This window comes from Microbacterium sp. AZCO (genome assembly GCF_039614715.1).
GTDB lineage: Bacteria > Actinomycetota > Actinomycetes > Actinomycetales > Microbacteriaceae > Microbacterium.
In genome coordinates, this window is the sequence record NZ_CP154857.1 from 3775565 (window position 1) to 3796142 (window position 20578).

The following is a 20578-nucleotide window of genomic DNA, read 5'->3' on the forward strand; positions in this document are numbered from 1 at the left end:
AACAGACCCTGTGGGGGGGTTGAGGGGAAGGGGAACCGGAGAATGGCTGAACGCCTGAGCATCGCCGTCGTGGGCGCGGGCTACTGGGGGCCGAACCTCGCGCGGAACTTCCGCGCGAGTGCGGACTGGGAACTGGCCGCCGTGTGCGACCTCGATCTCGCGCGGGCTCGCCAGGTCGCCGAGACGGTGGGCGGCGCGCCCGTCACCGACAGCCTCGACGCCGTGCTGCGCGACCGCGGCATCCACGCCGTCGCCGTCGCGACGCCGGCGCGCACGCACCACCCGATCGTCATGGCGGCGCTCGCCGCGGGCAAGCACGTCATCGTCGAGAAGCCGCTGGCCGACGGATTCGGCCGGGGCGAGGAGATGGTGGATGCCGCGGCCGAGCGCGGACTCGTCCTGATGACCGACCACACCTACTGCTACACGCCGGCGGCGCTGAAGATCGCCGAGCTCATCGCGGAGGACTTCCTCGGAGAGGTGCTCTTCATCGACAGCGTGCGCATCAACCTGGGGCTCATCCAGCCCGACGTCGACGTCTTCTGGGATCTCGCGCCGCACGACCTCGCGATCCTCGACTTCGTGCTGCCGGGGGGCCTTGCGCCTGTGTCGGTCTCGGCGCACGGGGCCGATCCGCTCGGCACGGGGAAGCCGTGCATCGGCTACCTCGTGATCCCGCTCGCGGGCGGGGCGATCGCGCACGTCCACGTCAACTGGCTGAGCCCGACGAAGATCCGCCAGATGGTCATCGGAGGCACGCGCCGCACGCTCGTCTGGGACGACCTCAACCCGCAGCAGCGCGTGAGCGTGTACGACCGCGGAGTCGACCTCGCGACCCGGTCGCGCCGCCGGTCCGACACGCACGCCGCGCGGATCTCGTACCGCCTCGGCGACACGTGGGCACCCGCGCTGCCCGAGCGGGAGGCGCTCTCGTCGGTCGCGGCCGAGTTCGCGGCCGCGATCCGCGAGCGCCGCCGCGCCCGCACGAGCGGCGAGTCCGGCCTGCGCATCCTGTCGGTGCTGGACGCGGCCGCCGCGAGCCTGGCGGCCGCCGGGGCGCCGCATCCACTCGCCCTCGCCGGCGTCGAGCAGGACAGACGCGCCCGTGCCGAGCGCGAGGCGGTGGCGGGATGACGCGGATCGAAGACGCCCGCGTGCTCGTCACGGGCGGAGCGGGCACCATCGGCTCGACGATCGTCGATCAGCTGCTGGATGCCGGGGCCGCCGAGATCGACGTGCTCGACAGCCTCGTGCGCGGCCGCCGCGCCAACCTCGACGCGGCGCTCGCGTCGGGCCGCGTGCGGCTCGTCGAGGGCGACATCCGCGACGCCGACCTCGTCGACACGCTGACGCGCGGAAAGGACCTCGTCTTCCACGAGGCGGCGATCCGCATCACGCAGTGCGCCGAGGAGCCGCGGCTCGCCCTCGAAGTGCTCGCCGACGGCACGTTCAACGTCGTGGAGGCCGCCGCCCGCAACCGGGTCGGCAAGCTCGTCGCGGCCTCGAGCGCCTCGGTGTACGGCATGGCCGAGGTCTTCCCCACCGACGAGCGGCATCACCACGAGAACAACGACACCCTCTACGGTGCCGCGAAGACGTTCAACGAGGGGCTCATCCGCAGCTTCCGCGCGATGGAGGGCCTCGACTACGTGATCCTGCGCTACTTCAATGTGTACGGACCGCGCATGGACGTGCACGGCCTCTATACGGAGGTGCTCGTCCGCTGGATGGAACGCATCGCCGACGGCATCCCGCCTCTGATCCTCGGCGACGGGCTGCAGACGATGGACTTCGTCTGCGTGCCGGACGTGGCTCGCGCCAACATCCTCGCGGCCGGCAGCGACGTCACGGACGGCACGTACAACGTCGCGAGCGGCACCGAGACGAGCCTGCGCGATCTGGCGACGACGCTCGTGCGCGTGATGGGCGCACACGTCGGGCTAAAGTTCGGGCCGCCGCGCGCGGTCAACTCGGTGGTCCGCCGCCTCGCCGACACGCGCGCCGCGGCGCTCGACCTCGGCTTCGCAGCGCAGATCGACCTGGAGGAGGGCCTGCGCCGGCTCGTCGAGTGGTGGATGCCGCTCCGCGACGAGGTGGCGGCGGAACGGACGGCGGTGGCCCGATGAGCACGATCACCCGCATCGACGTCATGCGCCCGTGGCTCGGACAGGAGGAGGCGGATGCCGTCGCCGAGGTGATCGCCAGCGGATGGGTCGCCCAGGGCCCGCGGGTCGCGCAGTTCGAGGCGGCGTTCGCGGCCGCGATGCAGGCTCCGTTCGCGGTCGCGACGACGAGCTGCACGACGGCGCTGCACCTCGCGCTCGTCGTGGCGGGCGTCGGCCCGGGCGACGAAGTCGTCGTCCCATCGTTCTCGTTCATCGCGACGAGCAACGCGGTGCGCTACGTCGGCGCGTGTCCTGTCTTCGCCGACATCGACGTCGTGACCGGCAACGTCACGGGCGAGACGATCGCCGCCGCCCTCACGCCCGCGACCCGCGCCGTCATCGCGGTGGATCAGGGCGGCGTCCCGGTCGACCTCGACGACGTGCGCCGCGTGACCGACCCGCTCGGCATCCTCGTCATCGAGGACGCCGCGTGCGGCGCGGGCTCGCGCTACCGCGGGCGTCCCGTCGGCGCGGGCGCCGAGCTGACCGCGTGGTCCTTCCACCCCCGCAAGCTCCTCACGACGGGCGAGGGCGGCATGCTCACGACACCGCACGAGGAGTGGGCCCAGCGCGCCCGGCATCTGCGCGAGCACGCCATGAGCGTCTCCGCCGCCGACCGCCATCTGTCGATGCTGCCCGCCGCCGAGGTCTACACCGACGTCGGGTTCAACTTCCGCATGACCGATCTGCAGGCCGCGGTCGGCCTCGTGCAGCTCGACCGGCTGCCGACGATCGTGGGGCGGCGCCGCGCGCTCGCCGCCCGGTACCAGGAGCACCTGCCCGAGGGGCTGCGTGCCGTCGCCGACCCGCCGCACGGCACCACGAACTACCAGTCGTTCTGGGTCGACGTGCTCCCCGAGTACCGCCGCTCGCGCGACGGACTCCTCGAGGCGCTCGCCGAGGCCGGCATCTCGGCCCGCCGCGGCATCATGGCGGCGCACCGCCAGCCGCCGTACCGCGGCGTCGCGGCGCCCGGTTCGCTGCCGGCGACCGAGCGGCTCACCGACCACACGCTCATCCTTCCTCTCTTCCACACGCTCACGCGCGACGACCAGGACCGGGTCCTCGCGGTGCTGCGGGAGGAGCGGCCATGACGCGAGGCGTCCTCCTCCTGGGTGCGAGCGGTCTGGCCCGCGAGGTCATCGCCGCCGACCCGTCGGGCATCGTCGGCATCGCCGACGACGACGAGACCCTGCACGGCCGGGCGATGGGCGGCGTGCCGATCCTCGGCGGCATCGCCGACATCTCGCGGCGGCCCCACGACCTCCTCGTCTGCGTCGGCGGGGGAAGCGGCCGCCGGGCCATCGTGCGCCGGCTCCTCGCCTGGGGCCTGCCGCCGACCCGGTTCGCGACGTTCGTCGCGCCGACCGTGCGGGTGGGCCGGTCGAGCTCGATCGGGGCGGGCAGCATCCTGCTCGACGGGGTGGTCGTCACCGCCGACGCCTCGATCGGCCGGCACGTCGTGATGATGCCGCACTGCACCATCACGCACGACGACGTCATCGCCGACTACGCGACGCTCGCCGCCGGCGTCTCGCTCGGCGGCGGCGTGCACATCGGACAGGCGGCGTATCTCGGCATGAACGCGTCGGTGAGACAGCACATCACGGTCGGAGCCGAGGCGACCGTGGGAATGGGAGCAGCCGTGGTCGGCGACATCCCCGAAGGCCAGATCTGGGCGGGCGTCCCCGCCCAGCCCCTCGACGAGGTGGTGCGGCGATGAAGCACGTCGTGGTGCCCCGGCGCATGCGGCGCCCCGCGACGGTGACGGCCGTCATCCCGTGCTACAACTACGGTCGCTACCTGCCCTCGGTCGTGAGCAGCGTGCTCCGGCAGCCGGGTGTCGACGCCCGCGTCATCATCGTCGACGACGCCTCGCCCGACGGCTCCGGCGAGGTCGCTCGGCGGCTCGCGCACGGCGACCCGCGCATCCAAGCCGTCGTGCACGACGAGAACCAGGGGCACATCGCGACCTACAACGACGGGCTCGCGCGCGTCGACTCGGAGTTCGTGACCCTCCTCTCCGCCGACGACCTGCTCGCGCCCGGGGCCCTCTCCCGCGCCGCCGCGCTCATGCAGACCTATCCGGATGTGGGACTCGTGTACGGGTCGATCGCGATCTTCGCGCACGACCGCGAGAAGCGCCCGACCCGGGCCCGCTCCTACTACCTGTGGCGCATCTGGGGCGGCGACGAATGGATCGGCGGTGTCGCCGGCAGCGGCTACAACCCGATCGCCTCGCCCGAGGCCGTCGTGCGCACCTCCGTCATGCGCGACGTCGGCGACTACAACCCCCGGCTGCCGCACTCGGGAGACCTCGAGTACTGGCTGCGCATCGCGGCGCGCGCGGACGTGGGGCAGATCCACGGTCCTCTGCAGGCGTACTACCGCGTGCACGGCGGCAACATGCACACGCGCAGCTTCGGCACGCGCGAGAGCGACCTGCGCGAGCGGTTCGCGGCGTTCTCGGTGCTCTGCGACGACGACGCGATGGCGGGCCTGCCCACCGCGCCGCTGCGATTCGAGCAGGCCCGCGAGACCATCGCGACACAGGCCGAGGACCTGCTCGCCGAGGAGCAGGCTCACGGGGGCGAGCGCTCGCACAGCCTCGTCGCCTTCCTGCGGTCGCTCGACGAGGCCCGGATGGGCGCCCCGGAGCGGGTGTGAGGAGGCCGGCCATGCTCGTGCAGTCCGTTCCGATGCTCGACCTGGGTCACCAGCATCGGCTGGTCGCCGACGAGGTCGCCGAGGGCTTCGCCCGCGTGCTCGCGTCGAACTCCTACGTGCTCGGCCGGGAGGTCGAGCAGTTCGAGCGGGAGTACGGCGACTACCTCGGGCTAGCGCACGTCGTCGGCGTCGGCAACGGCACGGATGCGCTCGAGCTCGCGCTCGCCGCGGCCGGCGTCGGACCGGGCGACGAGGTCGTCATCCCGGCGAACACCTTCGTCGCGACGGCCGAGGCGGTCGTGCGGGTCGGCGCGACGCTTCGCCTCGTCGACGTCACCGACGACCACCTCATCGACCCCGCCGAGGTGGCCCTCGCGCTCTCGAGCCGCACGCGGGCCGTCATCCCGGTGCACCTCTACGGCCGCATCGCCGATGTCGCCGCGATCCGTCGCCTCGTCGGCCCTGATGTCCTCATCGTCGAGGACGCCGCGCAGAGCCAGGGCGCCCGCACGGCGGGCCGCGCCGCCGGCGCGCTGGGCGACGTCGCCGCCACGAGCTTCTACCCCGGCAAGAACCTCGGCGCCTACGGCGACGCCGGCGCCGTCACGACGAACGATGCCGGCATCGCCGACCGCGTGCGGGCCCTGCGCAACCACGGCGGCACGGCCCGCTACGAGCACCGGATCGTCGGCTCGAACTCGCGACTCGACTCGCTGCAGGCCGTCGTGCTCTCCGCGAAGCTCCGCCACCTCGACGCGTGGAACGCCGAGCGCCGCGTCCTCGCGGCCCGCTATCGCCAGGGACTCGCCCGGCCCGGCATCACGGTGCCGACGGCGCCCGAGTACGAGGCGCACGTCTACCACCAGTTCGTCGTCGAGCTCGACGACCGGAACCGCGTGTTCGCGGAGCTCGTCGCGGCGGGCATCGGGGTCGGCATCCACTATCCGACTCCCGTCCATCTGCTGCCCGCCTTCGCGTCCGCCGGGCTGGGCGGGGTGGGCGACTTCCCGCGCGCCGAGCGGCAGGCGGGCCGCATCCTCTCGCTCCCCATCTATCCGGGACTCACCGAGCGCGCGCAGGACCGCGTGATCGCGAGCCTCCTCGAGGCGATCGGCTGACGCATGCCCGCGATCCCCGAACCCGCCAGCCCGCTCGGCCCCCGCGCGGCCGCGAGCGTCGCGTGGCTCACGGGGCAGACGTGGGCCGTCAAGGTCGGCGGCTTCGTGACGGTCGTCATCCTCGCGCGGCTGCTGACGCCGACCGACTTCGGCCTCGTCGCCGTCGCGATGACGGTCGTGCCGGTCGTCTACCTGCTCGCGGATCTGGGCTTCGGGACGTACATGATGCAGGCTCGGGATGCCGACGAGACGGCCGCCGCGACCGCGTTCTGGTATTCGGTCATCTCGGGCACGGGCCTGGCGCTGCTGCTCGTCGCGGCGGCGCCGCTGCTGCAGCTCGTCTTCGGAGTTCCGGGGGTCGCGGGGGTCATCGCCGCGATGAGCCCCGCGGTGCTGTTCGTCTCGCTCGCCGCCGTGCCGATCGCGCTCCTGCGTCGCACCCTGCGGTTCCGTGCGCTCGCGATCCAGGCGGCCGTCGCGGCGCTCGTCGCCCAGGTCGTCGCCATCGTCCTCGCGCTCGCGGGCGCCGGAGTGTGGGCGCTCGTCGCGCAGACGTGCGTCTTCCAGGCGGTCACGGCGATCGCGGCGTGGATCGCCGCACGGTGGCATCCCGTCTGGCGCTTCAGCATGGCCGACTTCCGCACGATGTTCGGGTTCGGCTCGAAGGTCGCCGGCGTCAACCTCGTCGCGATGGCGCGGCAGTGGGGCGAGAACGCGATCATCGCCAACGTGCTGGGCGCCGCTGCCCTCGGCCAGCTGAGCATCGCCCAGCGGCTCGTGCAGACGACGCAGGAGGTCGCGGGCGCCGCGATCGCTCCCGTCTCGACCGTCGTCTTCGCGAAGGTCCGCGACGACCCCGAGCGGCTGGGTCGCGGATACGATCGCGCGCTCGGGCTGTCGTACGCCGTCATCGCGCCCGCCCTCACGGCCATCCTCGTGACGGCCCCGCTGCTCGTACCCCTCCTCTTCGGACCGCAGTGGACCCAGGCGATCCCCGTCGCGCAGGCCCTGTCGATCGCCGCGGTCTTCACGCTCGCCGCGACACTCGACCACGGCCTCTTCTACGGACTCGGCCGCCCCGGGGCGTGGTTCGTCTACGCGACCGCGATCGAAGCCCTGACGGTCCTCGTCACGGCGATCGTCGCCCGCTACGGCATCGTCGCCGTCGCCGTCGGATTCGTCGGAGTCGCCGCCCTCGCGACCGTCGTGCGCTGGGTGCTCGTCGCGCGGCTGCTCGAGGTCGGCATCTGGCGCATCGCACGGCGCGCGGCGGGCGCGCTCGTCGCCGTCGCGGGCGCCGCCGCGGCCGGGTGGGGCGCCATGACCGTGTGCGCGGGGCTCCCGCCCATCGCGGCGATCGTCATCGCGGGATGCGTCGTCCTCGTCGTGCACCTCGCCATCTGCCGCTGGACTCTGACGCGGGCGTACCGCGACCTCCTGGGCGAGATCGCATCGCGCCTGCCGCGGCGCCTCCACCGGAAGGAGGCGACCCGATGACCCGCTTCCGCGCCGCCGCCCGGCGCGCGCTCGCCGTCGGCCCGCGCGGCATCGCCCAGCGCGTCGCGCAGCGCGCGTACCGGGCGACCGGGGCGGCCGATCTGCTCTTCAACCTCGACCTCGACGACATCCTCGCGGACGTCCCGGCCGACCTCCCCGTGCCTCCGCCTGCCGGCGAGGGGCCGCTCACGATCGGCTGGGTCAGCACGCCGCCCGCGCCGGGATCGGGCGGGCACACGACGGTCTTCCGCATGGTGGAGGCGCTCGAGGCGGCGGGCCACACGTGCGTGCTGTTCCTCTACGACAAGCACGGCCTCGACGTCGACCGGCAGACCGCGGTGGTGCGGGCGCACTGGCCGCGCGTCCGCGCCGCGGTCGCCGACGCGCGGGCGGGGATCGGCGGCGTCGACGCGGTCGTCGCGACGGGCTGGGAGTCCGCGCACCTGGTCGTCTCGCGAGGTCGCGGAGCCATGCACCGCCTCTACTTCCTGCAGGACTACGAGCCGTACTTCTACGGCCACGGCGCCGAGCACGAGCTCGCCGCCATGACCTACCGATTCCCGTTCCGGCGCCTCGCGCTCGGCGAGATGCTCGACGCGATGGTCCGTGCCGAGACGGGCCTCGGGAGCGACGTCGTGCCGTTCGGCTGCGATGCGACGGCCTACCGGCCACCCGAGCCCGAGATGGACCGGTCGGGAATCGTCTACTACTCGCGACCCGAGTTCGCCCGCCGCGGGCACCAGCTCGCGTGCGTCGCGCTGCGCCGCTTCCACGCCCTGCATCCCGAGCAGCCGATCCACGTCTACGGCGCATACCCGCGCGGACTCGACCTGCCGATCGTCTTCCACGGACGCCTCACGCCCGCCGAGCTCAACGACCTCTACGGCCGCACGATCGCGGGGCTGGCGCTGTCGTTCACCAACATCACGCTCGTCGCGGAGGAGATGCTCGCGGCGGGCTGCATCCCGGTCGTCAACGAACTGGATGCCGCGCACCTCGTGCTCGCGAACCCCGCCGTGCGCTGGGCCGAGCCCACCGCCGGCGCGCTCGCCGGAGCTCTCGCGGAGGTCGTCGAAGAGCCCGACCTCGCCCGCCGTGCCCGGGCGGCCGCGGCATCCGTGGTCGGCCGGTCGTGGGAACCCGCGCAGCGGGAGCTCGTGCGGCTCGTGGAGGAGACGGTGCGCGGCCCGCGCGCAGTGCAAGAGACGCGCGCAGCGGAGGAGCCCCTGCGCGCCCCGCGGGTCGGCGAGCGGGGACCGAGGCTCGTCGCCGTGCCCGTCGAGCGAGAGGAGAAGGCGTCATGACCCAGACGATGCCCCGGCCGGCTGTCGAATCCACGCGCGCCGGACGCCCCCCGCACGTGCTGATCATCGTCGAGAACCTTCCCGTGCCGCTCGATCGTCGCGTGTGGCTGGAGTGTCAGGCGCTCGTCGCTCGCGGTTACCGCGTCAGCGTCATCTGCCCCAAGGGCCCGGGCGACCCCGGACGGCAGCGCATCGACGGCGTCGACATCTACAAGTTCCGCCCCGCGCCGCCCGCACGCGGGCTGATCGGCTACGCGTGGGAGTTCGCCTACAGCTGGATGCGCAGCGCGCTGCTCACCCTGCGCGTGCGGCACGACGGCCGCTTCGACATCCTGCAGGCCTGCAACCCGCCCGACACGCTGTGGCTCATCGCGCGGCTGTGGAAGCCGTTCGGCGTGCGCTTCGTCTTCGACCACCACGACCTCGACCCCGAGCTGTTCGTCTCGCGGTTCGGCGAGCCCCGCGGCATCCTGAAGCGCCTCGAATACGCGGGGCTGCGCTGGCTCGAGCGGCGCACCTTCCGCACTGCCGACCGGGTGATCTCGACGAACGAGTCGTACCGGGCCATCGCCGTGACGCGGGGAGGGATGCCGGCCGACAGGATCACGGTCGTGCGCAGCGGTCCCGACACGACGCAGATGCGGCCCATCTATCCCACCGATCCGCGCCCGGCCGGAACGACGAACCTCGTCTACCTCGGCATCATGGGCCCGCAGGACGGCGTGGACAAGGTGCTGCTCGTGATGGACGAACTCGTGCACCGCCGCGGCCGCACCGATGTGACGGCGACCCTCCTGGGCTTCGGGGACTGCTTCGACGAGCTGCGCGAGCAGACGGCGCGCCTCGGCCTCGACCGCTGGGTGACCTTCACCGGCCGCGTCGACCGCGCGGCGATCGCGGAGCACCTGAGCCGCTCCGACATCGGGGTGTGCCCCGACCTGAAGACCCCGCTCAACGACCTGTCGACCATGAACAAGACGATGGAGTACATGGCCTACGGCCTGCCGAGCGTCGCGTTCGACCTCGTCGAGACCCGCGTCTCGGGCGGCGACGCCGTGCGGTACGTCCCGTCGGGCGACCTCGAGGCCTTCGCCGACGAGGTCGAGCGGCTCGTCGACGACCCGGCGCTGCGCGTCTCGCTCGGCCGTCGCGCGCGGGCCCGCGTCTCGGCGGAGCTCGACTGGCGCCCGCAGGCCGAGGCGTACGTCTCCGTGTACGACGGCCTGACCGGCCTCGTCGCGGTCGACGACGACGAGGTCCCGGCCGCGCCGGCGCCGGCCGTCGACCCGCAGGGCCGCCGTTACGTCGACCTCGACGACGCGGCGGAGTTCGACCGCTACCTCGCGGAACGGAGGGCCGCCCGGTGAGGATCGCGTTCCACGACCTCCTGTCCGACGCGGCGACCGCCGCCCCGGACTCGCCCGCCCTCACCTACCGGGACCACACGTCGACCTATCGCGAGACGTGGGAAGCCGCGCAGGCGGTCGCGGCGCAGCTCGTCTCGCTCGGCATCGCGAAGGGCGACCGCGTGGCGATCTGCCTCGAGAAGCGCATCGAGACCGTCGTCGCGATGTTCGCCACGTCGCTCGCGGGCGGCATCTTCGTGCCGGTCAGCCACGTGCTGCGCGACCCGCAGGTCGCGCACATCCTGTCGGACTCCGGCGCGCGCTTCGCCGTGACCTCTGCCGAGCGGCTGACCCGCATCGGCGGCCTCCTCGTCGAGGCCGAGGTCGACCAGGTCGTCGTCATCGGCGGACCCGACGATGCGCCCTTCGCGCTGCCGCGCGTGCACCGCTGGGCCGACCGGCACCCGCACGGCGGCTTCGCCGCACCCCGCGTCATCGATCCCGATCCCGCGGCCATCATCTACACGTCGGGGAGCACGGGCAGGCCGAAGGGCGTCGTGCTGAGTCACCGCAACCTGATCGTGGGCGCCGAGAGCGTCAGCAGCTACCTCGGCAACACGAGCGACGACGTCATCCTGAGCGTCCTGCCGCTGAGCTTCGACGCGGGGCTCAGCCAGGTGACCACGGCGTTCGCCGTGCGCGCGCACTGCGTGCTCATGAACTACCTGACCCCCCACGAGGTGCCGCGGCTGTGCGTGCGGCACGGCGTGACGGGCATCACGGGCGTCCCGCCGCTGTGGATCCAGCTGAGCGAGGTCGAGTGGCCCGGGATCGCGGTGCACCACGTGCGGTACTGGGCCAACACGGGAGGGCGGATGCCGCGCGGCACGCTCGACCGCCTGCGCGGCATCCTCACCGAGGCCCGTCCGTTCCTCATGTACGGCCTCACGGAGGCGTTCCGCTCGACGTACCTCGACCCGTCCGAGGTGGACCGGCGGCCCGACTCGATCGGCAAGGCCATCCCCGACGCCGAGGTGCTCGTGCTGCATCCCGACGGCACTCCCTGCGGTCCCGGCGAGGAGGGCGAGCTCGTGCACCGCGGGCCGCTCGTCGCCCTCGGGTACTGGAACGACCCCGACCAGACGGCGGTGCGCTTCCGCCCGGTCGAACGGCCGGATCAGCCGTGGCGGACGCCGGAGTACGCGGTCTGGTCGGGCGACACGGTGGTCGCCGACGAGGACGGCTTCCTGTACCACCTGGGCCGGCGCGACGAGATGATCAAGACCTCCGGCTACCGCGTGAGCCCGACCGATGTCGAGGAGGCCGTGTACAGCACGGGCCTCGTCCGCGAGGCGGTGGCGTTCGGGATGGAGGATGCCGCGATCGGCGCCCGGATCGTGCTCGTCGTCGCGGCCCCCGACGCCGAGGCGCTCGATCAGGCGGCGCTCATCGCCCACCTGCACCGCGTGCTGCCCTGGTACATGGTGCCGTCCGAGGTGCGGGTCGTCCGGGCGCTCCCGCGCTCGCCGAACGGCAAGTTCGACCGTGCCGCCCTGCGCGCGGAGGTGCGGATATGACGCCGCGCGAGCACATCCTCGAGCACGGCATCCTCGACGGCGAGCTGCGCGTCGGGGGCATGCGGCTGTCGCTCCTGGCCGCGCGCGTCGGCTCGACGCCGTTCTTCGCGTACGACCGCGAGCTGCTCGACCGGCGCATCGAGCGCCTCCGCCTGCTGCTGCCGCAGCGCGTCGAGCTCAGCTACGCCGTCAAGGCCAACCCCATGCCGGCGGTCGTGCAGCACCTCGCGCGCCGCGTCGACCGGTTCGACGTCGCGTCCGCCCACGAACTGCAGACGGCCCTCGACACGACGGTGCCCGAGGGGCGGGTGAGCTTCGCGGGCCCCGGCAAGACCGCCGACGAGATCCGCCGCGGCGTCGCGGCGGGCATCGTGCTCGAGGTGGAGTCCCGCACGGAGCTCCGCCGCGTCGTGGCCGCGGGCGACGAGCTCGGTCTCACGCCGACCGTGGCGATCCGGGTCAATCCGGACTTCGCCGTCAAGGGCTCCGGCATGCGCATGGGCGGCGGTCCCCAGCAGTTCGGCATCGACGCGGAGTGCGTGCCCGCGATCCTCGCCGAGTTCGCGCAGGCCGGGGTGGACGTCCACGGCTTCCACGTGTTCGCGGGCTCCCAGAACCTCAACGCGGAGGTCATCGCCGAGGCGCAGACGCGCACGGTCGAGCTCGTCTCGCACCTCGCCGACCACCTCGCCGGGCCGCTGCGCTATCTCAACCTGGGCGGCGGGTTCGGCATCCCGTACACCGACCGCGACGATCCGCTCGACCTCGCCGCCGTCGCCGACAATCTGCACCGCCTCGTCGACGGGCCGATCGCCGCGCGCTTCCCCGGGGCTCACCCGGTCGTGGAGCTCGGCCGCTACATCGTCGGCGAGTGCGGCGTGTACGTCACGCGGGTCGTCGATCGCAAGCAGTCCCGCGGCCGCCGGTACGTCATCGTCGACGGCGGCATGCACCACCAGCTGGCGGCATCCGGTCATCTCGGCCAGGTGATCCGCCGCAACTATCCGCTCGCCGTCGGCAATCGCGTCGATGAGGATGCCGCAGGCCCGGTCGACGTCGTCGGCTGCCTGTGCACGCCTCTCGATCTCCTCGCCGACGACGTCGCTCTTCCGGCTGTCGAGCTCGACGACCTCATCGTCGTGTTCCAGGCCGGTGCCTATGGGCTCACCGCGAGCCCGACCGCGTTCCTGAGTCACCCGGCGCCCGCCGAGGTGCTCGTGTGACGCGGATGTCCTTTGGGGAAGGGGAAGCCATGACCGCCACTCTCGAGACCGTGCGAGTCGTCCTCGTCGAGGCGCTCGAACTGCCGTACGACGCGAATCAGCTGGATGCCGGCACCGCGCTGTTCGGCGCGATGCCCGAGCTCGATTCGTTCGGCGTGCTCCAGGTCGTCGCGGCGCTCGAGGAGCGCTTCGACATCAGGATCGAGGACGACGAGTTCGGTGCGGACCTGTTCGAGACCGTCGGCACGCTGTCGGACTTCGTCGATGCCAAGCTCGCTGTCGTCTGACGTCCGCGGGCCCGCTCCACTGCCGGGCTTCCTCGCCGTGCCGCTCGCCGCGCCCGACGCGCAGGCGGCGATGCCCGCCGTGCCCGCGGCCCGCGTGGCGGCCTGCGGCCCGGTGCTCGCGTGCTCGTGGGGCGTCGGGCGGCTCGACGGCGCCCAGCCCCCCGTGCTCGTGCTGTCCCGCGTCGTCCGCACGGCGCGAGGACCGGTCTCGGCGGCGGCGATCGAGAGCGCGCGCTCGTTCCCGGCTGCGCTGTCCGCACTCGCCCCGCCCTTCGGCGCCGCCTTCGGCGACGGCGCCGGCGTGACGATGGTCGCCGACAGCATGGGGCTGCGGCAGCTGTACCACTCGGCGCCGGGGCGTCCCGGCGCCGCGGCCCTCTCCACCTCGGCGCTCCTCGTGGGCGGCGCGCGGCAGGCGGATCTCGACCTCACGGCCGTCGCGGTGCAGGCGCACCTCGGCTGGCAGCTCGGGCAGCGCACGCTCCTCGACGGCGTCGAGAAGCTCGCCCCCGGGGTCACGGCCCGCCTCGACGCGCGGGGTGTGGTGCTCGGCCCCGAGCCCGAGGCGCACGACGAGCCCGTCGCGCCCGGCGTCGCCGTGCACCGCGCCGCGGCGCTGCTGCGCACGTCGCTCGAGGCGCTCCTCGACGAGCACCCCGACGCCGTGCTGCAGCTCACGGGCGGGCAGGACTCGCGACTGCTCCTGAGCGCCATCCCGCCCTCGCGGCGGAAGGGGCTGAGTGCGATGACCCTCGGCGTGCCGGGGAGTGACGACGTCGTCGTGGCGCGGCGCCTGGCGGCGATGCACGGCCTCGATCACGAGGTGCGCGACCTGCCGCGCTTCGACGGGCTCGACCCCGCCGAGGCGTGGGAGCTCTGCCGGGCGGCAGCGGTGCAGCTGGATGCGTCGGCCGACCCGATCGCGCTCGCGGCCCTGTCGCTCGCCGAGGACCGCTTCGACCAGGGCGTGCGGATCTCGGGGCTGGGCGGAGAGGTCGCCCGCGGCTTCTACTACGTCGGGCACGTACACGACCGCCTCTACTCGTCTCGCGACGCGATCCGGCTCGCCCGGTGGCGGATGTTCGCGAACGAGTCCGTCGAGCCTGCGCTCCTCGCGCCCGAGTTCGCGGAGTGGAGCCTCACGACGGCGGAGGCTGCCGTGCACAACGCGCTGCGCGACGCGAGCGACGAGTGGTTCCGCGCGACGGACGTGCTCTACCTCCGCCACCGCATGCAGCGGTGGGCCGGCGTCACCGAGACCGCCGTCGCGAGCCGGCGCACCGTGCTCAATCCGATGCTCGATCCCACGTTCCTCGACATCGCGATGAGACTCGCCCCGGCCGACAAGGCGCACTCCCGGTTCCTCGCCCACCTGCAGCTCGCGCTCGACCCGGAGCTCGCCCGCATCCCGCTCGAGGGACGACCCGCGCCGGTGCAGTACGCCCACGGCGGGCCGGCCGCGGCGACCTCCCTCGCGCTCAGCTCGGGTCGCAAGGCGACCCGCAAGATCGCGCAGCGGATCCGGCACGAGGCCCGGCCTCCGGCGGGAGGCACGGCGGTGGCCCGAGCCGCCGTCGAGCACTGGCGGAGGCATCCCGAACTGCTCTCCCGTGCGGCCGGTTCGGGCCTTGTCCGCGCGTCGTGGCTCGAGGCGGTCGGCACGGGCCGCATCCAGCCGCGACCGTCGTCGCTGGCATTCCTGCTCAACCTGGAGACGGCGCTTCAGGTGGGTCGTGCGCATCCCGCGCGGGCCAGGAACGATGAAGGAGTTCTCATGAGATGAGCGATCTCTCATGCGTTCTGGTTTGATCCCGCGCGAAGGGTCCAACTGTAATGGGGCGGATCCCTTTGTCGGAAGTTCCGCCGCATGACCGTTGGTCCAGGGATCGCTGAACCCACAGGAATACATACTCATGCAGCACGCTCGCACACTGGACAAGACACTCACTCCACAACGACGGACGGCCGCCCTCGTGGCCGCCCTCGCCGCGCTCGCCTTCGTGGTCATCGCGGCTCTGGCCCCCACGTTCGCGGCTCGCGCCGACGTTCTCGCCGGGTCGATCTTCGCGGCGAAGTCGCCGGTCAGCCTCACGAACCACAACGACACCGCGTCGGTCGAGGTCGGCACGAAGTTCCGCGTCCTCGAGGACGGCGAGGCCACGGGCCTGACGTTCTGGAAGACGCAGAACAACACCGGCACGCACGTCGGGACGCTCTGGTCGTCGACCGGGCGGGCCCTCGCGAAGGTCACCTTCACCGACGAGTCGACGTCCGGCTGGCAGACCGCCACCTTCTCGTCGCCCGTCGACCTCACGGCCGGCTCGTCGTACACCGTCTCGTACCTGGCGCCCAAGGGCCAGTACGCCGCGACGTACGACTACAAGGCCACCTCGATGTCGCCCGACGTGAGCATCGCCTCCAACGCCGGCGTGTTCCGCTACGGCAACGGCGGCACGGTGCCGACCGACACCTACCGCTCCAGCGTGTACTGGGTCGACGTGCTCTTCACGCCGACGACGTCGCCGCTGACCCCGCCGCCGACCTCGACGACCGAGCCGACGACGCCCGCCACCGACCCGACGACGCCGGCGACCGAGCCGACGACGCCGACCACGCCCCCCGCTCCTTCGACGGGCTTCCCGACCTCGGCCAACACCGGCGTTCCCGCCGGCACGGCGCTCACCGCCTACACCGGCTCGTGCACCATCACGACGGCGAACACGGTGATCGACGCCAAGACGATCAACTGCAACCCGCTCGCGATCCGCGCCAAGGGCGTCGTGATCTCGCGCTCGCTCGTCAACGGCACCGTCTACGCCGACACCAACGGCTCGGCGTCGTTCACGATCAGCGACAGCGACGTGAAGATCGGCAACCAGATGGGGACGGGCATCGGCGACGGCTACTTCACCGCGCAGCGCGTCGAGGTGACCGGCGGCAACCGCTCGATCAACTGCTTCATCAACTGCACCGTCGACGGCTCGTACGTCCACGGCCAGTTCACCGACAACAGCGGTGTCGCCCACGAGTCGGGCATCCGCATGGGCTCGGGCAGCACGATCACCAACAACACGATCTCGTGCGACGCGCCTGACGTGCCGCCGGACGCCGGCTGCTCGGCCGCGCTCACGGGCTACGGCGACTTCGCCATCGTGCAGAACAACACGATCTCGGGCAACCAGTTCCTCGCGACCACCGGCGGCTACTGCGCCTACGGCGGCTCGACGCAGGGCAAGCCCTACTCGGCCGGAGTGAACAACATCCGCTTCACCGACAACGTGTTCAACCGCGGCAACGGCGGCAAGTGCGGCTACTACGGCGCCATCACGTCGTTCGACGCCTCGGCCCCCGGCAACGTCTGGTCGAACAACACGTGGGACGACGGCACTGTCCTGAAGTCCGCGAACTGATCCTTCGGGGTCTGCCGACTGGCCCTGCTCGAGTTCACCACTCGAGCAGGGCCAGTTCGCTGTACAGGTAGTCCACGTCTTCGGGCGCGACGGCGGCTCCGCGCACCATCTTGGGACGTGGATGCCTGAGCTCGGCGCCGAGCGGAGCGGCGAAGCCGAGCACCCGCCGCTCGGCGAGCGTGAACGGGAGGCGGGCTCGGAGGAGCAGGTGGGAGCGCACGACGCTCCACTCCCGCCGCAGCAGGTCGCGATCGCCGCCGACGTAGAGCGGCGAGGCGAACAGACGCAGCCCCTTGCGCCGGTCGCGGCGATAGACGAGGTACGCGTAGTCGGCGCCCCGCACCACCACGACATGCCGCGCGGCAGGCGCCTCGCGGTGGTCGCGGTAGGCCGCGGCATCCCTTCCCCTCAGCGTCGCCTCGATGACGGCCGGGTCGCTCGTCGCGCGCACTCCCCGACGCGGGAGGCGCGGGACGTTCGCCACGAGGCGCGTCGACGTGTCGAGGGCGGTGAACCCCAGGCGCCGGTCGAGCTCGACGACGCTGCCGCTCGGGGAGAGGTCGGTGAAGACGTACCCCTTCTGGTCGAGGAGCGGGCGGATGAGCCGGAGGCTGTGCGGCCGATGCTCCTCGCGGACGCAGAACGCGGCGAGGTTGCAGAAGGCCACCGTCGCGCCGTCCACCTCGCGCTCGGAGTAGACCGCCGCGTACGCGCCGGCGAGGCCGTCGGGCCCCTCGAGCAGGTAGCCGTGGTTGGGCGCGGACACCGCCCAGGGCGGGGCGAGGACGGCCCGCCAGCGCTCGGGCGGGATGCTCTTGTCGAGGTGCGTGCTGAAGAAGCGCCCGACCGCCTCGACATCGCCGTCGCCGATGGCGCGGAGCGTCAGATTTGCGGCCGTCACGGCTCATATGCTATGGCCATTCCCAGCCTGCTCGATTAGGATCTTGACAGGGCTTGGGGGCCCCGTACCCGAAATGGCATGTACCTCGAGGGGGAGGTCCAATGCTGAGCGTCATCGTCGCTGCCCATAACGAGGAGAACGGTCTCGGCCCGTGTGTCGATCGCCTGCTGGCGCAGGGGGTCCCCGCCGATGAGATCGTCGTGATTCCGAACGGGTGCACCGACCGAACAGCACAGTGCGCGCACGACCGGGGGGTCTGCGTCGTCGAACGTCGCGAGCCGGGCAAATCGGCCGCGATCAATGCGGGGGAGCCGTTCGCACACGGCTTCCCCCGCATCTACCTGGATGCCGACATCCTCGTTCCCGACGGAGCGCTCGCCGCCGTCGAGAAGGAGCTCGCCGAGCATCCGGACGTCCTCGCCGTCGCGCCGGCGCGGCGCATGAACACGGCCGGCAGACCGTGGGCCGTGCGGGCGTACTTCGCCGTCAACACGCAGCTGCCGGCGTTCGAGCGGTCGCTCTTCGGACGGGGCATGTTCGCGCTGTCCGAGGAGGGGCGCAAGCGGTTCGGCGAGTTCCCGACGCTCATCGCCGACGACCTCTTCGTCGACTCCGTGTTCGCGCCGGACGAGAAGGCCGTCGTGCCGGAGGTGGCCATCGTGGTCGAGGCGCCGATGACGACGAGAGATCTGCTCGCGCGTCTCGAGCGGGTGCGGCGCGGCAACAGCCAGATGCGGGCGGCGTCGCAGTCGCTCGGCATCTCGGTGCGCGCCGCCGATCACTGGGCGTGGCTGCGCGACGTCGTGCTGCCGCATCCGCGCCTGTGGATCGCCGCCGTCCCGTATGCGGTCATCACCGCGATCGCCGAGCATCGCGCCGCGAGACCCGCGACGGGAGCGGCCGCATGGGGTCGCGACGAGAGCACCCGGACCGGCCTGCGCGCGGCGTGAGGCGCACCGTGAGGGTCGTGCACCTGTGCTTCCACGGCATCGGCTCGCCGTCGCGCGAGCGGGAGCCCGGTGAGGCGCGCTACTGGGTCGACGACGAGCTGTTCCTGCGGACGCTCGACGAGGTCGCCGGGCGCGCCGACGTGCGGCTGAGCTTCGACGACGGCAACCGCAGCGACGTCGAGGTCGCACTCCCCGCCCTGCGCGAGCGGGGGCTGCGGGCCCGGTTCTTCGCGCTCGCCGGCCGGCTCGACGACCCGCTCAGCCTCGGCGCCGACGACCTGCGGCTGCTCGTGTCCGCCGGCATGGAGGTGGGCTCGCACGGGTGGGCGCACGTGTCGCTCCGAGGCCTCGACGACCGCGGCGCCCGGCGGGAGCTGCAGAACGCCCGCCGGACGATCGAAGAGGCTGCGGGATGCCGCGTCACGGAGCTCGCCCTGCCCCTCGGGCAGTACGACCGCGAGCTCCTCGGACGCCTGCGGGACGCCGGCTACGACCGCGTCTTCACGAGCGACCGGCGACCCGCCCGCGAGAACACGTGGCTGCAGCCGCGGTACAGCATCACCTCGACGGACACGATCGCGTCGGTGCGACGCATCCTCTCCGCGCGGCGGTCCGTCCAGTCGACCCGCAGCGCACTCGTCGGCGCTGCGAAACGGCTGAGGTGAGGGCTTCGGCATGAACTTCTCCGAGCTCGCGGGCATCGTATTCCGGCGCTGGTATGCACTCGTCGCCGCCGTGATCGTCGCCGGGGTGCTCCTCGCGACCTTCATGGCCGACGGCGGCGTGTACTCGAGCCGGACGATCGTCACTTTCACGCTGCCGCAGACGTCGGTCATCACGCCCGGGAACGGGGCCAACGACGGCAACGTCGTGGCGTTCGCGGGCGTCGTCGCGGGTGAGGTCAACAACGGGCGCGCCGCGGCGCGGTACTCCACCGACGACGCTCCGTTCTACGGCGCCGGCATCCGCGAGGGGGTGCTCATCGCGATCCCCAACGCCGGGAACCAGTGGTACAACGACTACTCGAGGGCGGAGATCGAGATCGAGGTCGTCGGGCGCACGCGGGAGTGGGTCGAGCAGCGGCAGGACGAACTCGTGACCGCCGTCCTCGCCGCCGCCGAGCAGCGGCAGGCGTCGCTCGTCGCCGACTCGAAGCAGCGCATCGCGGTCGAGGTCATGCCGCTCACCCTCGCGGTCCAGCACATCGCCCCCTCGGGCTCGCAGAAGCTCGCGGCGGCCGCCGCCCTCGCCATCGCCGCCCTGCTCGGCGGCGCCTGGCTCGCCGTGCGGATGGAGGCGCGAGCGTCGCGCCGCCTGCGCCGCCGCGGCCGGGTCATCTCGATGGAAGGAGCCGCGACATGAGCCTTGCGGACCTGCTCAGTGGACTCGTGCGTCGGTGGTACATCACCTTCCCGGGCATCATCCTCGCCGTCGCCGCGGCGATCGGCGTCTGGTACGTCGTGCCGCCGGGCTACGAGCGCACCGCGACGCAGCTCCTGCTGCCCGGCGCGCAGAGCATGCCCGCCTCGTCCAATCCCCTCCTCTATCTCGGCGGCCTCTCCAATGCGGCCGACGTGCTCGTGCGTGCGGTGGGATCGAAGAACGTCGTCGGCGACATAAAGAAGGAGTATCCGGGAGTCGATGTCGAGGTGACTCGGGATGCCTCGACCGCCGGCCCCATCATCCTCATCACCGTCACGGCGCCCAGCGACGCCAAGGCCGTCGCCGCGCTCGACGATCTCGTGATCCGGACGGCGGGGGTGCTCGCAGACCTGCAGAACGAGGAGCACATCCTCAACACCAACCGCATCACGGTCGTCCCCATCACGGTCGACGAGAAGAGCGTCCTGCAGGAGCGCAACCGGCTCGTCGCCGTGTTCGCCGTCGGACTCGCCATCGCGGGCCTCAGCATCCTCATCGCGGGACTCGTCGACGGCGTGCTGCGTCGCCGGCGACGCAGGCACGAGGCCGACGCCGCGCGTGCCCGCGGGGCCGAGGGGGACGAGGGGGAGATGACGGCGCCGGGCGAGCCGCCTGCCGACGAGGTCGCACCCGACCTCCTGCCCGAGTTCGACGACACCGCGCCGATCGTCATCGAGCGGCCCGACGTCCTCGCGCGCGGATCCTGACGTC

The 20578-nt window shown here is 72.4% G+C and carries 19 protein-coding genes; 18 read left to right on the forward strand and 1 reads right to left on the reverse strand.

Annotation, left to right across the window (positions count from 1 at the left end; all coding sequences use genetic code 11):
• Positions 1-42: 42 nt before the first annotated feature.
• The 14 genes from AAIB33_RS17230 to AAIB33_RS17295 all read left to right on the forward strand — a co-directional run bounded on the left by AAIB33_RS17230 (position 43) and on the right by AAIB33_RS17295 (position 16594).
• The gene (locus AAIB33_RS17230) at positions 43-1134 is read left to right on the forward strand and encodes a Gfo/Idh/MocA family oxidoreductase (protein ID WP_345801184.1); all 1092 of its coding nucleotides are present in this window, start codon (positions 43-45) and stop codon (positions 1132-1134) included.
• The gene (locus tag AAIB33_RS17235) at positions 1131-2126 is read left to right on the forward strand and encodes an NAD-dependent epimerase/dehydratase family protein (RefSeq protein WP_345801185.1); all 996 of its coding nucleotides are present in this window, start codon (positions 1131-1133) and stop codon (positions 2124-2126) included. Before AAIB33_RS17230 ends, AAIB33_RS17235 begins: the two co-directional genes overlap by 4 nt.
• Positions 2123-3259 carry a DegT/DnrJ/EryC1/StrS family aminotransferase gene (locus AAIB33_RS17240; protein ID WP_345801186.1) on the forward strand — a complete coding sequence of 379 codons (1137 nt, stop codon included), beginning with the start codon at positions 2123-2125 and terminating at the stop codon, positions 3257-3259. The genes AAIB33_RS17235 and AAIB33_RS17240 overlap by 4 nt, the downstream gene beginning before the upstream one ends.
• On the forward strand, positions 3256-3888 hold the full coding sequence (locus tag AAIB33_RS17245; RefSeq protein WP_345801187.1) for an acetyltransferase: 633 nt from the start codon (positions 3256-3258) through the stop codon (positions 3886-3888). The genes AAIB33_RS17240 and AAIB33_RS17245 overlap by 4 nt, the downstream gene beginning before the upstream one ends.
• Entirely contained in the window at positions 3885-4832 is a 948-nt protein-coding gene (locus AAIB33_RS17250; protein ID WP_345801188.1) for a glycosyltransferase, read from the forward strand. The genes AAIB33_RS17245 and AAIB33_RS17250 overlap by 4 nt, the downstream gene beginning before the upstream one ends.
• Positions 4833-4843: 11 nt before the next feature.
• Positions 4844-5950, forward strand: coding sequence for a DegT/DnrJ/EryC1/StrS family aminotransferase (locus tag AAIB33_RS17255; protein ID WP_345801189.1), 1107 nt, complete (start codon positions 4844-4846; stop codon positions 5948-5950).
• A gap of 3 nt (positions 5951-5953) precedes the next feature.
• On the forward strand, positions 5954-7447 hold the full coding sequence (locus AAIB33_RS17260) for a lipopolysaccharide biosynthesis protein (protein WP_345801190.1): 1494 nt from the start codon (positions 5954-5956) through the stop codon (positions 7445-7447).
• Positions 7444-8751 carry a glycosyltransferase family 1 protein gene (locus AAIB33_RS17265; protein WP_345801191.1) on the forward strand — a complete coding sequence of 436 codons (1308 nt, stop codon included), beginning with the start codon at positions 7444-7446 and terminating at the stop codon, positions 8749-8751. The genes AAIB33_RS17260 and AAIB33_RS17265 overlap by 4 nt, the downstream gene beginning before the upstream one ends.
• Positions 8748-10118, forward strand: a complete 1371-nt coding sequence (locus AAIB33_RS17270; protein WP_345801192.1) for a glycosyltransferase family 4 protein — start codon at positions 8748-8750, stop codon at positions 10116-10118. The genes AAIB33_RS17265 and AAIB33_RS17270 overlap by 4 nt, the downstream gene beginning before the upstream one ends.
• On the forward strand, positions 10115-11674 hold the full coding sequence (locus AAIB33_RS17275; protein WP_345801193.1) for an acyl-CoA ligase (AMP-forming), exosortase A system-associated: 1560 nt from the start codon (positions 10115-10117) through the stop codon (positions 11672-11674). Before AAIB33_RS17270 ends, AAIB33_RS17275 begins: the two co-directional genes overlap by 4 nt.
• Positions 11671-12897 (forward strand): pyridoxal-dependent decarboxylase, exosortase A system-associated, encoded by a 1227-nt coding sequence (locus AAIB33_RS17280; RefSeq protein ID WP_345801194.1) that lies wholly within the window; start codon positions 11671-11673, stop codon positions 12895-12897. Before AAIB33_RS17275 ends, AAIB33_RS17280 begins: the two co-directional genes overlap by 4 nt.
• 29 nt (positions 12898-12926) lie before the next feature.
• Positions 12927-13184: an acyl carrier protein gene (locus tag AAIB33_RS17285; RefSeq protein ID WP_345801195.1), complete on the forward strand. Its 258-nt coding sequence runs from the start codon at positions 12927-12929 to the stop codon at positions 13182-13184.
• Positions 13162-14967 (forward strand): asparagine synthase-related protein, encoded by a 1806-nt coding sequence (locus AAIB33_RS17290; protein ID WP_345801196.1) that lies wholly within the window; start codon positions 13162-13164, stop codon positions 14965-14967. Before AAIB33_RS17285 ends, AAIB33_RS17290 begins: the two co-directional genes overlap by 23 nt.
• A 130-nt stretch (positions 14968-15097) precedes the next feature.
• Positions 15098-16594, forward strand: a complete 1497-nt coding sequence (locus tag AAIB33_RS17295; protein WP_345801197.1) for a DUF4082 domain-containing protein — start codon at positions 15098-15100, stop codon at positions 16592-16594.
• Between the two features lie 34 nt (positions 16595-16628).
• On the opposite strand, the gene AAIB33_RS17300 is transcribed toward AAIB33_RS17295, so the two are convergent.
• On the reverse strand, positions 16629-17495 hold the full coding sequence (locus tag AAIB33_RS17300; protein ID WP_345801198.1) for a hypothetical protein: 867 nt from the start codon (positions 17493-17495) through the stop codon (positions 16629-16631).
• 101 nt (positions 17496-17596) lie between these two features.
• Between AAIB33_RS17300 and AAIB33_RS17305 the strand changes: the two genes are divergently transcribed.
• Genes AAIB33_RS17305 through AAIB33_RS17320 form a run of 4 tightly spaced genes read left to right on the forward strand, consistent with a single transcriptional unit; the run spans position 17597 to position 20574 of the window.
• Entirely contained in the window at positions 17597-18445 is an 849-nt protein-coding gene (locus AAIB33_RS17305; protein ID WP_345801199.1) for a glycosyltransferase family 2 protein, read from the forward strand.
• An 8-nt stretch (positions 18446-18453) separates the two neighbouring features.
• Entirely contained in the window at positions 18454-19110 is a 657-nt protein-coding gene (locus AAIB33_RS17310; RefSeq protein ID WP_345801200.1) for a polysaccharide deacetylase family protein, read from the forward strand.
• 10 nt (positions 19111-19120) lie between these two features.
• A complete protein-coding gene (locus AAIB33_RS17315; RefSeq protein WP_345801201.1) occupies positions 19121-19807 on the forward strand; it encodes a hypothetical protein in 687 nt (228 codons plus the stop codon).
• A complete protein-coding gene (locus AAIB33_RS17320) occupies positions 19804-20574 on the forward strand; it encodes a hypothetical protein (protein ID WP_345801202.1) in 771 nt (256 codons plus the stop codon). Before AAIB33_RS17315 ends, AAIB33_RS17320 begins: the two co-directional genes overlap by 4 nt.
• Positions 20575-20578: the final 4 nt, after the last annotated feature.

Bases quoted from the DNA above. Each gene is read 5' to 3' on its own strand.
- AAIB33_RS17230 (WP_345801184.1), top strand. From the start codon at position 43: ATGGCTGAACGCCTGAGCATCGCCGTCGTGGGCGCGGGCTACTGGGGG.
- AAIB33_RS17235 (WP_345801185.1), top strand. From the start codon at position 1,131: ATGACGCGGATCGAAGACGCCCGCGTGCTCGTCACGGGCGGAGCGGGC.
- AAIB33_RS17240 (WP_345801186.1), top strand. From the start codon at position 2,123: ATGAGCACGATCACCCGCATCGACGTCATGCGCCCGTGGCTCGGACAG.
- AAIB33_RS17245 (WP_345801187.1), top strand. From the start codon at position 3,256: ATGACGCGAGGCGTCCTCCTCCTGGGTGCGAGCGGTCTGGCCCGCGAG.
- AAIB33_RS17250 (WP_345801188.1), top strand. From the start codon at position 3,885: ATGAAGCACGTCGTGGTGCCCCGGCGCATGCGGCGCCCCGCGACGGTG.
- AAIB33_RS17255 (WP_345801189.1), top strand. From the start codon at position 4,844: ATGCTCGTGCAGTCCGTTCCGATGCTCGACCTGGGTCACCAGCATCGG.
- AAIB33_RS17260 (WP_345801190.1), top strand. From the start codon at position 5,954: ATGCCCGCGATCCCCGAACCCGCCAGCCCGCTCGGCCCCCGCGCGGCC.
- AAIB33_RS17265 (WP_345801191.1), top strand. From the start codon at position 7,444: ATGACCCGCTTCCGCGCCGCCGCCCGGCGCGCGCTCGCCGTCGGCCCG.
- AAIB33_RS17270 (WP_345801192.1), top strand. From the start codon at position 8,748: ATGACCCAGACGATGCCCCGGCCGGCTGTCGAATCCACGCGCGCCGGA.
- AAIB33_RS17280 (WP_345801194.1), top strand. From the start codon at position 11,671: ATGACGCCGCGCGAGCACATCCTCGAGCACGGCATCCTCGACGGCGAG.
- AAIB33_RS17285 (WP_345801195.1), top strand. From the start codon at position 12,927: ATGACCGCCACTCTCGAGACCGTGCGAGTCGTCCTCGTCGAGGCGCTC.
- AAIB33_RS17290 (WP_345801196.1), top strand. From the start codon at position 13,162: ATGCCAAGCTCGCTGTCGTCTGACGTCCGCGGGCCCGCTCCACTGCCG.
- AAIB33_RS17295 (WP_345801197.1), top strand. From the start codon at position 15,098: ATGCAGCACGCTCGCACACTGGACAAGACACTCACTCCACAACGACGG.
- AAIB33_RS17305 (WP_345801199.1), top strand. From the start codon at position 17,597: ATGCTGAGCGTCATCGTCGCTGCCCATAACGAGGAGAACGGTCTCGGC.
- AAIB33_RS17315 (WP_345801201.1), top strand. From the start codon at position 19,121: ATGAACTTCTCCGAGCTCGCGGGCATCGTATTCCGGCGCTGGTATGCA.
- AAIB33_RS17320 (WP_345801202.1), top strand. From the start codon at position 19,804: ATGAGCCTTGCGGACCTGCTCAGTGGACTCGTGCGTCGGTGGTACATC.